Annotated in this window: 14 protein-coding genes; 5 read left to right on the top strand and 9 right to left on the bottom strand. The window is 67.3% G+C overall.

Annotated features, from left to right (window positions below; translation table 11 throughout):
* Positions 1–6: 6 nt before the first annotated feature.
* From purU to LK539_RS18140, 5 genes are all read right to left on the bottom strand, one after another.
* Positions 7–903, bottom strand: a complete 897-nt coding sequence (purU, locus tag LK539_RS18160) for a formyltetrahydrofolate deformylase (protein ID WP_227802468.1) — start codon at positions 901–903, stop codon at positions 7–9.
* A gap of 188 nt (positions 904–1,091) precedes the next feature.
* Positions 1,092–1,451, bottom strand: coding sequence for a response regulator (locus LK539_RS18155; protein ID WP_227802467.1), 360 nt, complete (start codon positions 1,449–1,451; stop codon positions 1,092–1,094).
* Between the two features lie 5 nt (positions 1,452–1,456).
* On the bottom strand, positions 1,457–3,211 hold the full coding sequence (locus tag LK539_RS18150; protein WP_227802466.1) for a histidine kinase famiy protein: 1,755 nt from the start codon (positions 3,209–3,211) through the stop codon (positions 1,457–1,459).
* Between the two features lie 133 nt (positions 3,212–3,344).
* On the bottom strand, positions 3,345–4,091 hold the full coding sequence (locus tag LK539_RS18145; protein WP_227802465.1) for a response regulator: 747 nt from the start codon (positions 4,089–4,091) through the stop codon (positions 3,345–3,347).
* On the bottom strand, positions 4,088–5,302 hold the full coding sequence (locus LK539_RS18140; protein WP_227802464.1) for a sensor histidine kinase: 1,215 nt from the start codon (positions 5,300–5,302) through the stop codon (positions 4,088–4,090). Before LK539_RS18140 ends, LK539_RS18145 begins: the two co-directional genes overlap by 4 nt.
* A 180-nt stretch (positions 5,303–5,482) precedes the next feature.
* Between LK539_RS18140 and LK539_RS18135 the strand changes: the two genes are divergently transcribed.
* Complete coding sequence (locus tag LK539_RS18135; protein ID WP_227802463.1) at positions 5,483–5,992, top strand: GNAT family N-acetyltransferase; 510 nt, start codon at positions 5,483–5,485, stop codon at positions 5,990–5,992.
* On the opposite strand, the gene LK539_RS18130 is transcribed toward LK539_RS18135, so the two are convergent.
* From LK539_RS18130 to LK539_RS18120, 3 genes are all read right to left on the bottom strand, one after another.
* Positions 5,943–6,404 carry a hypothetical protein gene (locus tag LK539_RS18130; RefSeq protein ID WP_227802462.1) on the bottom strand — a complete coding sequence of 154 codons (462 nt, stop codon included), beginning with the start codon at positions 6,402–6,404 and terminating at the stop codon, positions 5,943–5,945. The genes LK539_RS18135 and LK539_RS18130 overlap by 50 nt on opposite strands.
* A gap of 68 nt (positions 6,405–6,472) precedes the next feature.
* On the bottom strand, positions 6,473–8,350 hold the full coding sequence (locus tag LK539_RS18125; RefSeq protein WP_227802461.1) for a bifunctional diguanylate cyclase/phosphodiesterase: 1,878 nt from the start codon (positions 8,348–8,350) through the stop codon (positions 6,473–6,475).
* 88 nt (positions 8,351–8,438) lie between these two features.
* Positions 8,439–8,957: an ankyrin repeat domain-containing protein gene (locus tag LK539_RS18120; protein WP_227802460.1), complete on the bottom strand. Its 519-nt coding sequence runs from the start codon at positions 8,955–8,957 to the stop codon at positions 8,439–8,441.
* A gap of 232 nt (positions 8,958–9,189) precedes the next feature.
* Here LK539_RS18120 and LK539_RS18115 point away from each other — a divergent pair, with 232 nt between their 5' ends.
* Together LK539_RS18115 and LK539_RS18110 are read left to right on the top strand one after the other, a co-directional pair.
* On the top strand, positions 9,190–9,891 hold the full coding sequence (locus LK539_RS18115; RefSeq protein WP_227802459.1) for a pirin family protein: 702 nt from the start codon (positions 9,190–9,192) through the stop codon (positions 9,889–9,891).
* Between the two features lie 23 nt (positions 9,892–9,914).
* Positions 9,915–10,298 (top strand): OsmC family protein, encoded by a 384-nt coding sequence (locus LK539_RS18110; RefSeq protein ID WP_227802458.1) that lies wholly within the window; start codon positions 9,915–9,917, stop codon positions 10,296–10,298.
* On the opposite strand, the gene LK539_RS18105 is transcribed toward LK539_RS18110, so the two are convergent.
* Positions 10,295–11,251, bottom strand: coding sequence for a LysR family transcriptional regulator (locus LK539_RS18105; protein WP_227802457.1), 957 nt, complete (start codon positions 11,249–11,251; stop codon positions 10,295–10,297). The genes LK539_RS18110 and LK539_RS18105 overlap by 4 nt on opposite strands.
* Positions 11,252–11,377: 126 nt before the next feature.
* Between LK539_RS18105 and LK539_RS18100 the strand changes: the two genes are divergently transcribed.
* On the top strand, positions 11,378–11,980 hold the full coding sequence (locus LK539_RS18100; RefSeq protein ID WP_227802456.1) for a DedA family protein: 603 nt from the start codon (positions 11,378–11,380) through the stop codon (positions 11,978–11,980).
* 360 nt (positions 11,981–12,340) lie between these two features.
* Positions 12,341–13,051 carry a hypothetical protein gene (locus LK539_RS18095; protein ID WP_227802455.1) on the top strand — a complete coding sequence of 237 codons (711 nt, stop codon included), beginning with the start codon at positions 12,341–12,343 and terminating at the stop codon, positions 13,049–13,051.
* The last annotated feature ends 1 nt before the right edge of the window (position 13,052 follow it).

Here is a 13,052-nt window from a genome sequence, read left to right as displayed (position 1 = left end):
CGGCGCTCAGGGCCCGCGGAAGACGATGGTCTTGTTCCCGTGCAGGAAGACGCGGCGCTCGATATGAAACTTGACCGCCGCGGCCAGCGCCATGCATTCGTTGTCGCGCCCCACGCGCACCAGCTGCTCGGGCCGGAAGTTGTGGTCCACGCGCGTGACCATCTGCTCGATGATCGGACCTTCGTCCAGGTCGGGCGTGACGTAGTGCGCGGTGGCGCCGATCAGCTTGACGCCGCGGTCGAAGGCCTGGTGATAGGGCTTGGCGCCCTTGAAGCCGGGCAGGAAGGAGTGGTGGATGTTGATGCAGCGCCCGGCCAGGCGGCGCGCCAGCTCGTCCGACAGGATCTGCATGTAGCGCGCCAGGATCACCAGCTCGGCGCCGGTTTCCTCGACCACTTCCAGCAGCCGCGCTTCCTGCTGCGCCTTGTTTTCTCTTGTGACGGGCAGGAAGATGAAGCGGATGCCTTCGCGCTCGACCATTGGGCGCAGGTCGAGATGGTTCGACACCACCGCCGTAAGCGACATGTTCAGTTCGCCGTTGCGGCGGCGGTACAACAGGTCGTCGAGGCAGTGGTCGTCTTTCGACACCATGATCACAGTCTTCACCGCGTCCGAAGGGTCGTGGATCTTCCACTGCATCTGCAGTCGGGCGCCGCAGCCTTCGCCGAACTGCTCGCGGATGTTCTCGATGGTGGGAGAGCCGGCCTGCAGGCGGAACACGGCGCGCATGTAGAAGCGCTCGGTGGAATCGTCGTCGAACTGCTCGAGGGCGCAGATGTAGCAGTCGCGCTCCGCGAGGAAGGTCGCAACGGCGGCCACGATGCCGATACCGGCGCGGCAGCTGGCGTTGAGGATGTATTCGATCGGGGCGTTGGGGGCCCTGGCGTTTTCGTTCGGCGTCATGCTTCTGTCCTGTCGGTGCGTTCGTGGCGGGTGGGTGCCTGCGCTGTTGCCGGTGACGCCGCGGCGCCGCGACGGGTAGCCGCATGCCGTTGGCGCCGCCGTGCAAGCCTTGTGGACGGTGCAGACCTTGTCATTTTGCTAGCATCGCCGATGCGGATGCTGTCGTCAAGGAGCGCACGATTTGCCGCTCAGGACGCGCCGCCCGGCCGCAGGGCGCTGGCCACGGCGTCGACCAGGTCCTGGGGCGGCAGCGGCTTGTTGAGGACACGGATGTCGGCGGCAGTCACCCCGACCTCGGCGCCGTAGGCGGTCACGATCAGGGCCGGCAGCTGCGGCGTATGTTCGCGCAGCCGGCCGATCAGGCTGGCGCCGGTCATGCCGGGCATGCGGAAATCGGTGACCAGCAGGTCGATCCCGCCTGCCAGGCCGATCGTCAGCGCCTCGACCGGATCGACGGCCGCCGTCACCTGGTGACCGGCCCGCTCCAGGTAGCGCTTGAAGACGTAGGTAATGGCCTCTTCGTCGTCGACCAGCAGGATATGCGCCATCGTCTTCAGCCCTCGTGGGTGAAACCGTCGGCCGGGTCGACCGCGGATTGGGTCCGTTTCTCGACCTTCAGCGCCTGGCGGATGCGCTCGGCCAGTTCGTTCAGGCGGTAGGGCTTGGTCATGATCGGGAAGGCGCTGGCCTCGCCCTTGGAAGCGGGCAGCGCATCGATGTATCCGGTGGCGAGCAGCACCGGTACCTCGGGCTGGCGTTCGCGCACCAGTTCGGCCAGGCGCAGGCCGTTCATCCCGCCCGGCATGATGATGTCGGTGAACAGCAAGTCGATGCTGCCGTAGCGGTCCATCATCTCAAGCGCGGCTTCGCCGCTCGGGGCGCCCAGCACGCGGTAGCCGCTGGCACGCAGGTGGGTCTCGGCCAGCTCGCGCACTTCCTCGCTGTCGTCGACCACCAGCACGGTGCGCTTGCCCAGGATCGCCTCGGGCGTCCATTTTGCGCCGCTGCCGGCGCGCTCGCCCATGATTTCCATGCCCGACTTGGCGGCCTGCGGGAACACCATGCGGATGATGGTGCCGCGCTGCGGCGCGCTGTCGATCTCGAGGCGACCGTGCGACTGCTGCACGAAGCCGTGCACCATCGCCAGGCCCAGGCCGGTGCCGGGGCCCTTGGTGGTGAAGAAGGGCTCGGTCGCACGCGCCGCTACTTCCGGCGACATGCCTTCGCCTTCGTCGATCACGCACAGCACCACGTAGCGCCCGGGCGCCAGGCGCAGGCGCTCGAGCCGCTCGGGGTCGTCCATGGTCGAGGTGGCGACGGTGACCTTGCCGCCGTCCGGCATGGCGTCGCGCGCGTTGATCAGGACGTTGAGCAGCGCCATCTCCATGTGGGTCGGATCGAGCGTGCAGGACGGCAGGCCGGGTTTCAGGTCGAGGTGCAGGTCGACCTTGTCGCCCAGGGTGCGCACCAGCATTTCGCTGAACTCGACTACCAGCGAGTTCAGGTTGAGGCGCTTCGGCTCCAGGCGCTGCTTGCGCGCGAAGGTGAGCAGCTGCTGGGTGAGCTTGCCGGCCCGGTCGCTGGCCTGGCGCGCGCGGTCGATCGCTTGTCCGACCGTGACGCGGTCGTCCAGGTTGGTGGCGGCCAGTTCGAGGTTGCCGGCGACGACCTGCAGCAGGTTGTTGAAGTCGTGGGCCAGGCCGGCGGTGAGCTGGCCGATGGCTTCCATCTTCTGCGCCTGCAGGTAGGACTGCTCGGAGACACGCCGGCGCGTGATGTCCATCTGCGAGGCGAAGTAGTACAGCAGCTTGCCATGGTCGTCGAACACGGGGCCGATGAACAGGCCGTTCCAGAACGGCCGGCCGTCGGCCTTGTAGTTGAGGACATCGACCGCCACCGCGCGCTGCTCGGCGAGGGCGGCGCGGATCTCGTCGATGGTATGCGGGTCGGTCTGCTCGCCCTGCAGGAAGCGGCAGTTGCGGCCCAGGACGTCGCGCTCCTCGTAGCCGGTGAGGTCGAGAAAGGCGCGGTTGACGAAGGCGATCGGGTTGTCCGGCTGGTTCGGGTCGGTCACCACCATCGGCATGCGCGTCATCTCGATCGCGGCAAAGAAAATGTTGCCGCGCTCTTCGAAGCCGGGACGCGAGATCTGGCTCGCCTGCCAGTGGCGGATGCCGGGGTCGCCGAGCGGATTGAAGGCGCTGCCTTCGAGCGTGCCGGCGCTGGGCACGCCTTCGCTCTGGCCACGGCTGTGCGCATCGTCATGCGGCAGACGGTCCCGTTCTTCCTTGCTGCTCCCTGTCGCCAATGCGGCCCCCTTGATTGTGGAAAGAAGGCCGACGCACCTGGAGGATCGGACTCCCGTGTGAATTATATAACAGAGGCAATTTTACAAGTCCGGAATTGACGGAATCGCGCGCCTTCGGGGACTGCAGGGTGACTCAGTCGCGGAACAGGTGGGTAAAAGTCCGGCTCACCGGCAGCTTCTCCTCGCAGCCGCGCAGCAGCACCTGCATGCGTTCGGCATCGATCCGCTCCACCGCCGCGATGGCGCCGACGTTGACCAGGGTGCCGCGGTGGATCTGCCAGAAGCGGTCGCGGTCGAGGCCGCCCAGCAGGTCCTTCAGGGGGATGCGCACCAAGGCTTCCGAGTCGGTCAGCACCACGCGGGTGTACTTGGTATCGGACTGGAAGAACAGCACTTCTTCGACGTCGATCAGGCGGATCTGCTTGCCGACGGTGGCCTTGATCCACTTCATCTTCTCTGCCGGGGCGCCGGGCAGGGCGGTTTTCAGGTGGCGCAGCAGGTCGCCCAGGTCGGCCGGCGGCTTGCTCAGTTTCGCGCGGATGCGCGACACGGCGCGCTCCATCCGGTCGGCCTGCACCGGCTTGAGCAGGTAGTCGACGGCGCCGGCATCGAAGGCGTCGACCGCGTACTGGTCATAGGCCGTGACGAACACCACGTGGGCGCTGTCGCCGATGCGTTCGGCCACTTCCAGGCCGGACAGGCCTGGCATGCGGATGTCCAGGAACACGACCTCGGGTTCGTGCTCGAGGAATCCGTCCCAGGCGTCGTTGCCGTTTTCGGCCAGCGCCACCACCTCGGCCTCGGGCCAGCTGGTTGCGAGCAGGCCGGCGAGGCGCTCGCGCATCAGCGGCTCGTCTTCGGCGATCAGGACCCGGGTCACGCCGCCACCTCGACCGTGGCCGGAATGGTGATCTCGGCAACCAGGCCGGGATCGGCATCGAGCAGCGCCAGGCCTGCTGTGTCGCCGTAGGCCAGCTGCAGGCGCCGGCGCACGTTGTCCAGGCCCGCCCCATTGCCCGGGGTGTCACTCATGCCGACACCGCTGTCGTGCACGCGGATGCGGATGCTGTCGCCGTCGCCCATCGCGGCTAAGTGGATCTCGCCGCCATGCAGCGAAGGCTCGATTCCGTGCTTGATTGCGTTCTCGACCAAGGTCAGGACGATCATGCTCGGCACCGCGGTCCGCGCCAGGGCGTCGGGCAGCGACAGTTCGAAGCGCAGGCGCGCTCCCATGCGTGCCTGCATCACGCGCAGGTAGGAAGCGACGGTGGTAAATTCACTCGCCAGGCTTACCGTTTCGGCGCGCATGTCGCTGAAGCTCGCGCGCAGGAAGGCGATCAAGTCGGCTGTCAGCGCGGCGGCGCGCGGGGCGCCGTCGGCCGAGAGTTGCTGCACCGCACCGAGGGTATTGAACAGGAAGTGTGGTTCGATCTGGGCGCGCAGCATGCGCAACTGCGCCTCGCTCAGTTCGCGCGCCAGCTTTTCGCGCTCGGCCTCGCGCTGCAGCCGCGCGGCCTGTTCAACGTAGTGGCGGCGCCGGTAGGCGCTCACCAGCAGCATCGGCAGCCAAAGTGCCAGCCCCGCCACGACGGCGCCGATGGCCAGTTCCTGTAGCCGCGGAAAGATCGCGTCCACAGGACGCCCTTTGGCCAGCATGAGCGCTGCGAACGCGCCAAAGGCGCCGATCAGGGCGCCGCCCGTGGCACCGATCAGAACCGTGCGTTTCGTCTTCATGATCTCGCTCGGCGCGTACCACAGCGTGAGCACCGCGGGGAGCAGGCCGAAGCCTATCAGGTTGGCCAGCAGGGTCGCTTCCAATAACCCCGGTGCGCCCCGGACCAGGTGTAGCAGCACACCAGCCAGCGTGAAAAAGGCGGCCCATTTCGCCAGCGCCTTGTGCAGCCGGCGACCGCGGTAGGTGAGGCAAAACTCGCGCACCCGCGCGCGTTCGATCGGCGGCAGGGCCGCCAGTTTCCTGGCGTTCCAGCGTCGAAAGCCCGGAGCCGCCAGTTCCGCCAGTTCCGGACGCTCCAGGACAGCAATCTGTTCGTTCTCGAGCGCGTCATACCAATTGACCAGCTTGCGCCACATGATGTTCTCCTTTGTTCAATACTATAAGGCAATGGAGCCAGTGTACAAACTGGGAGGCGTCGGCGGAACTGAAAGGCGACAGACGACGAAAGGGAGGTGACGAGGGACGAAAGCGCGGCCGTGCTACCATGCCGGCCCACTCGCAAAGACCTGCCAATGCCAGCATTTACAATCCGCCCGATGCAACCCGACGACCACGCAGCTGTAGTGCTGGTGCAGGCGGCCTGCTATCCGCCTTCGATGCAGGAGGCGAGCGATGTGCTTCGGAAGCGGATGCGGGTGGCAGGCGACACCTGCATCGTGGCTGAAGATGACCGCGGGGTGTGTGCCTACCTGTTCGCCTATCCGAGCACGCTCGGGATGGTGACGCCGCTCGGCGCGGAGTTCGCGCCCGCAGCGGATGCGGACACGCTTTACCTGCACGACCTGGCAGTAGCCCCGCGCGTACATGGCCGCGGCCTGGCGCGGCGATTGGTCGCGTACCTCCTGGCGCGGGCACAAGGGTTGTCGGCGTCGGCGCTGGTTTCGGTGCAGGACACCGCAGGCTTCTGGACAACGCTCGGCTACCGGCCCGCGAACAGCGCCTGTGCCGATGCGCTGGCGACCTACCCGGGCCAGGCGCGCTACATGGTGCGCCCCCTTACTGGACCCGGCGTACCTTCGCCGAGCTGTTCGTCCCTTCGACCTTGAGGAACAGGGTCCCGAACATGTTGCGCTCGATGGTGACCTTCGGGTCGCGCGTGCGTGGCAGCACGGCTTCGCTGCCGTCGATGACGCGCCAGACCTGGCCGTTGGCGAGGCGGATCTGCGCCCCAGGGCCCCAGCCCTGGAATTCGCCGGCGATGGTGCTGGTGATCGACTTCGGCTCTTCCTCGCGCTGCTTCTTCGCTTCCATGCCGAAGCTTTCTTCTTTGTTGCGCATGGGCGCAGCAACAGGTGCAGGGGCGGCAGTGGCCACTGCAGGCTTCGCGCCGACGGGAATCGCGTCGTAGCAGGCCAGGCGCGCACCGGTGTCGGCGAGCGCGCGGCACTTCAGCACATCGGCATCGCTGGCGCATGCGGAGCCGGCCAGCAGGAGCAGGAAAAGGGGCAGTGCTTTCATCGTCATCCTTCGCTTGTTTGTCACAAGCAAAGGATTATATCGACAAGCCGGCCCGGCGGGACGGGTTCTCAGCCGCCCACCGGTTCGGCCGCGTAGCGCCGGATGAATGCGGCGCAGTCCTCGACCGCCAGCGGCCTGGAATAGTAGTAGCCCTGGATCTGGTCGCACTCGGCCTTGCGCAGCGCCGCCACCTGTTCGGCGGTCTCGACACCCTCGGCGATCACGGCCAGCTGCAGCCGGTGCGCCATCGCCACGATCGCCTGCACGATGGCCGAGGATTCGGCGCTGGACGCCATGTCCTGCACGAAGGACTTGTCGATCTTGAGCTTGTCGAGCGGCAGGCGGCGCAGGTAGCCGAAGCTGGAGTAGCCGGTGCCGAAGTCGTCGATGCTGAGCATGACGCCGAGCTCGCCGAGGCCTTGCATCACCACCACGCTGCGTTCCGGGTCGGCCATCGACACGCTCTCGGTCAGCTCCAGTTCCAGCAGTTCCGGGGCGAGCCCCGACTGCGCCAGCTGGTCGCCCACCATGGCGATCACGTCGCTCTGCAGGAACTGGCGCGCCGACAGGTTGACCGCCACCGGCGCCAGCGGCAGACCCTCCGCACGCCAGGCGGCCAGCTGGGCCACGGCGGTGCGCAGCACCCATTCGCCGATCGGCACGATCATGCCGCTTTCTTCGGCGATCGGGATGAATTCGTCCGGCGGGATCACCCCGTATTCCGGATGGCGCCAGCGTACCAGGGCCTCGAAACCGGCCAGGGTGCCGCTCCTCAGGTCGACCTTGGGCTGGTACTGCACGAACAGTTCGTCCTGGGCGATCGCGCGCCGCAGGTGGCTCTCGAGGGTCAGGCGGCGGCCATGCTCGGTGCGCAGGTCAGGCGTGAAGCGCTGAATAGCGCCGCGTCCCTGGGCCTTGGCGTGACGCATGGCGGTGACCGCGTTGTTGAGCAGGGCGTCGGCATCCTCGCCATCCTGCGGCAGCAGGGTGGTCCCGATGCTGCAGGTGAGGGCGATCTCGCCGCCCGGGATCGGCACCGCGCGGTTGGCGGCGGCGCTGATGCGCTCCAGCGCCCGTTCCGGCTCGGGGTGCTCGCCACGTGCATGCAGCAGCACCAGGAATTCGTCGCTGCCGGCGCGCGCCAGCATGTCCCCTTCGCGCAGCAGCGCTTGCAGGCTGGTGGCCAGCGCCACCAGGATCTCGTCGCCGGCGCGGTGGCCGAGCGTTTCGTTGAAGCGCTTGAAGCGGTCGACGTTGATGCAGGCGATCAGGGCCGGCGTGCCGTCCTCGCGCCAGGCGGCGATGCTGTGCTGGATGGCGCGCAGCAGGGCCTGGCGGTTGGGCAGGCCGGTAAGCAGGTCGTGCGCCACCAGCCAGGCCAGTTCGCCGGACGGGGCGCCCTTGCCAGGGGAGGTCTCGTCCGCCAGCCGCTCGCTGAGGGACTGCGCCGCCATCGCCAGCTGGCGGTGGTAGACCAGCTGCTCGACCATCCGCGCCAGGTCGCGCAGCGCATCCAGGTCGCCCGGGCTCAGTTCGCGCGGCTCACGGTCAATCACGCACAGGGTGCCGATCTTCTTGCGGTCTACCGAATACAGCTGCACCCCGGCGTAGAAGCGCAGGTGGGGCGAGCCGGTGACAAGGGGATTGTCGACGAAGCGCGCGTCCTGGGCGGCGTCAGGGACCACCATGGGCTCGTCGGCCAGGATGGCGTGCCCGCAGAAGGACACGTCGCGTGGTGTTTCGCAGGCGTCGAGTCCGGTGCGCGACTTGAACCACTGGCGGTCCTTGTCGATCAGGGAGACCAGGGCGATCGGCACGCCGAGCAGGCGTGCGGCGGTACGGGTGATGCGGTCGAAGGTTTCTTCCGGCGCGCTGCCGAGCAGTCGGGTGGCGTGCAGGGCAGCGAGGCGCTGGGCTTCGTCGAGCGGAATACGGGGTCGTTCCATCCTGGGTTGTCCGATCTCTTTGCTTGGATGTATTACGCCAGAACCAGAGACAGTTTGCAATCTTGCTGCAGGCAAACGAACTGCCGGGTCAACCCAGGGACGCCAGCAGTGCCGCGGTGTCGGCCGCGCCCATGCGCCGTGCCGCCTCCATGGCCGAGACGCCGTCGGCATCGCGCGCGGCAGGATCGGCCCCGCGGTCCAGCAGCAGGCGGGCGATGTCGAGCCGGTTGAACATGGCCGCGAACATCAGGGCCTGCTTGCCGTTCGGCCCGGCGGTGTCCACGCTGGCGCCATGCTCCAGCAGCAGCGTCGCAACAAGCAGGTCGCCCTTGAAGGCGGCGCCCGCAAGCGGCGTCTGGCCGGCGTCGTTCATCAGTTCCGGATCGGCTCCATGTTCGAGCAGCACGCGTGCGGTCTCGGCATGGCCGTGATAGCAGGCCAGCATCAGCAGGCTGTCGCCGCGTTCGTTGCGCAGGTTCGGCGGGAGTCCTTGCCCCAGCAGCGTGGCCAGCGTCCCTGTCTCGCCGGTGCGTGCGTGTTGGAACACGGAACGGACGAAGGCCAGCGTCTCTTCGTCGAGCTGGGTCGGGTCGGGGGCTTGCTGCATCGTTTTCTCCATCGGGTGATGCGAAGATTAGACCACAGGGCGGCGCCACGGGGAGCACGGGCGGTGGTCTCAAGGAGCATCATCGAAAATTTCGATTAATTGGCGGTAAATTACTCGTTTTTCAATTCCGAGTGTGGCGCGCATAATGACCATCGCATCGAACGAACAGCGGCACGGGAGAGAACCCGAGGATCGAAGCGGTCGATGATCAACCAGACACAAGGAGAACACCATGTTGAACGTACGTAAAAGCAATGAACGCGGCGCCGCCAGCTTTGGCTGGCTGAAATCCCAGCACAGCTTCTCGTTTGGCCACTACTATGACTTGAAGCACATGGGCTTCGGTCCGCTGCGCGTCATCAATGAAGACCACGTGGCGCCGGGCCGCGGCTTCGAGTCGCACGGCCACCGCAACATGGAAATCATTTCCTATGTGCTGGAAGGCGCGCTGGAGCACAAGGACAGCATGGGCAACGGCTCGGTGCTGCGCTACGGCGATGTCCAGCGCATGAGCGCCGGCAGCGGCGTGGTGCACAGCGAGTACAACCACTCGAAGGAAGAGGGCGTGCACTTCCTGCAGATCTGGATCGAGCCGAACACCACGAACGAGCCGCCGGGCTACGAGGAAAAGCACTTCGACACCGCTTCCAAGCAGGGCCGGCTGCGCCTGATCGCCTCAAACGACGGCCGCGAGGGTTCGGTGTCGATGCGCCAGGATGGGTCGATCTACGCCACCATCATGAATGGCGGCGACGCGCTGAGCCACCCGCTTGCGGCAGGGCGCCAGGCCTATGTGCACGTGATCCGCGGCCGTGCCAGCGCTAACGGCGTGCAGCTGCACGGCGGCGACGCGCTGAAGGTCACCGACGAGGACGCAGTGCGCCTGGAGGGCGCCGAAGCGGCCGAGATCCTGGTGTTCGACCTGCCACAGTAAGTATTGACGACAAGGGGAATGCCATGGAAGTGCGCGCACAGAAGGGCAGCGGCAAGCTGCAGCAGGTAATCACCGTCGGCCGGCACCAGCTGCTGAGCGACGCGCCGGAAGCTTTCGGCGGCGAGGACAGCGGGCCGGAACCGCACGACCTGCTGGCCGCCGCGCTGGCGGCCTGCACCACGCTGACCGTCACCATGTATGCCCGGCGCAAGGGCATGGCGCTGGACGACGTGCGGGTGCGCATCGAGCATCGGCAGGAGGAAGGCGGATACGCCTTCCGGCGCCACATCGAGTACGTGGGTGGTCTCGGCCAGGAGGAGCGCCAGCGCCTGACCGAGATCGCCAACAAGTGCCCGGTGCACAAGACGCTCAGCGGCAGCATCCGCATCGAGACCGAAGCGCGCTAGCCCGCCCGCACTCCCTCAGCCTGTGCCCGTTCAGCCTCGTGACAGTGCCGTGCGATCATCCCCGCGAACGGCGGGTGATCGCGCAGTCGCTTGAGCCACCACGACAGGGCGGCGCCTTCCTCGCCGCTGCGCCAGGCCAGATAGAAGGTCTCGTCCGGCTTGGGCTCGACCACCTGCTTCTCGACCAGCAGGCCGGCCGCGATCGCGGGCCTGGCCCAGGCTTCGGGCAGGAAGCCGAAACCGATTCCCCTGAGCTGGAAGGAGTACTTGGTTTCCATGTCCGGCACCGCCAGCATGTCCTGGCCGAACAGCAGGCCGACGGTGCGCGGGCCCAGCTGGCGCGCCGAGTCCGACACGGCCACTGCCCGGTAGTCGAGCAGGTCGGCCTTGTCGAGCGCACGGTCGATCGCGGCCAGCGGATGGTGTGGGGCGACCGCGAACACGAAGCTGCTCTTGCCGATCGGCTCGGCCGTGTAGCCGCCGCCCGACGGGCCTTCGCCGGCCGCACCCACCAGCAGGTCGACCCGACGGTCCAGCAGCGCATCCCAGGTGCCGGACAACACCTCGCGCACGATGCGCAGCCGGGTCTGGTCGGCCACGTCGTAGAAAGCGGCGATGTCGTCTTCCAGGGCGCTCGGTGCGAGCATCGAATCCATGCCGATCGCCAGTTCCGTTTCCCAGCCGGACGCCACGCGGCGCACGCGCGACTCCAGGTCGCCGGCCGCGCGCAGCAGGAAACGCCCCTCCTTCAGCAATTCCTTGCCGGCCGCCGTCAAGGCCACCTTGGGGCCGAAGCGGTCGAACAGGCGCACGCCCAGGTCGTCTTCCAGCTTGGAGACCGTATATGAGATGGTGGAAGGGACGCGGAACAATTCCTTCGCGGCGCCTGCGAAGGAACCCTTGCGGGCGATGGTTTCGACGATTTCGAGGGCATCCAGGCTGAGCTTCAGCAATTGCGGTCCTTTTTCCTGTAAGAATGCTTGCAATTAATCCGGCATGGTACCGGACGCGCAGGCGGGCGCAAGTATTTTTGACAACATGATAAGGTCCAGGCTGACTGTTTTGAGTGGCGACCAATCATGTTCGAGTTCATTACCGAATTCCTCCAGACCAGCGGCTACCTGGGCGTCTTTGTCCTGATGGCAGTGGAAAACATTTTTCCGCCCATCCCGTCCGAGCTCATCATGCCCTTTGCCGGCTTCGTTGCCGCCCGTGGCGACCTCAACGTGGTGGGTGTGCTGGCGGCCGGCACTGCCGGTTCGATTGCGGGCGCCTTGCCCTGGTATTACGGCGCGCGCGTCTACGGCAAGGAACGCCTCAAGAAGTTTGCCGATCGCCACGCGCGCTGGATGACCGTCACTTCCGAAGACATCGACAAGGCGATTGCCGCCTTCGACAGGCATGGCCGCTCGGTGGTGCTGTTCGGACGCCTGATTCCCGCCATCCGCACCCTGATTTCGGTACCCGCCGGCCTGGCCTGCATGTCGCTCGGGCAGTTCCTGCTGTATTCGAGTATCGGTTCGCTGGCCTGGACCGGCGTGCTGACCGGGGCCGGTTACCTGCTCGAAAGCAATTATGAGCAGGTGGGGAAATACATCGACCCGATCTCGAAAGGCATCTTCGGCATCCTGCTGGCCTGGTACCTCTACCGCGTCGTCACGCACCGCCCGGCCAAGGCTTGAACCCGGGTTGTGGCGTGTCTGCCGCACCGCAGCATGGCGTGCGGAGGCAGGTTCGCGGCGATTCGGCTACACTCGGCTTGTTCCAAAGCAGGCCCGCCCATGAAGAATCAGTTGTTGGAAGATTTCGGCGACAGCCAGTCCAGCGTGCCGCGACGGCTGCTACGCCGCGCCCCGGCTGCCGCCCCCGCGCCAATCGCCCCGGCTCCACAGCCGGCCGCCCGCCAGCGTGCGGGCGTGTGGCGCAGCCGCGACGCCGCGGCATTGTCGCCACCGACACCGACACCGACACCGACACCGCCGCCTCCACCACAACCCACACCCGCGCCCGAAGCCCCCGCGCGGCCGCGCATCGACCCCGCGATGGCCTCGTTCTCCAGCCCGCAGCCGGACTGGGCCAGGCCGCTGCCGCCCGAACCGGCGCCCTGGACCGAGCGCTGGGGCCGCAAGGTGCTGGGTTGGACGGCCGCCGTGGTTTCTGCCTTTGCCGTGGCCGGCGCCGGCGTGTGGATGTATCGCGAGACCGAGGTGCAGTCGACGCTGGCGGTGGTGGCCGACCATACGCCGGCGGCGGCGCCGCCCGCCATCGCTGCGCCGCCGCCAGCGCCCGCACCCGCAGCCGTGCAGGATGAGCCGCCGCCCTTGCGCATGCTGCCGTCGGAGCCGGTGGCTGTGGCGTCGCTTCCCGCACCGGCCGCCGAGCCTGAAGAAATCCTTGCCGCCGCGCCCCCTCCCGCTCCACCCACCGTGCAGCCGAAAGCGCCGGTGGCTGCAAAGCCGCCGCCGGAGCGCCGGGTCGTCGCCGCACCGGTGAAGCGCCCGCGACCCGAGTTGAAAAAGACCGCGTCGAAGCCGAAGGCGGCCCCACCCCGCGAACGGGTGCTGGCGCGGGCCAGCGTGCCGGTCAGGCCCAGGCCTGCCGCTCCTGTGGCCGAACCGCCGCCGGCGCCGCCGCCGGTCGACGATCCGCTCACGGAAACCCTGCGCATGTGCCGCGCGGCGGGCTACCACGCCACCGCCTGCCTCAAGCGCGGCTGCGAAGCGACCCGCTACGGCCTGGCCTGTCGCGGCTGAA

Source organism: Massilia sp. IC2-476, from assembly GCF_020707295.1.
Classification (GTDB): domain Bacteria; phylum Pseudomonadota; class Gammaproteobacteria; order Burkholderiales; family Burkholderiaceae_D; genus Telluria.
Note: the sequence above shows the minus strand (reverse complement) of the source record. Positions and strands in the feature narration are given on the sequence as shown.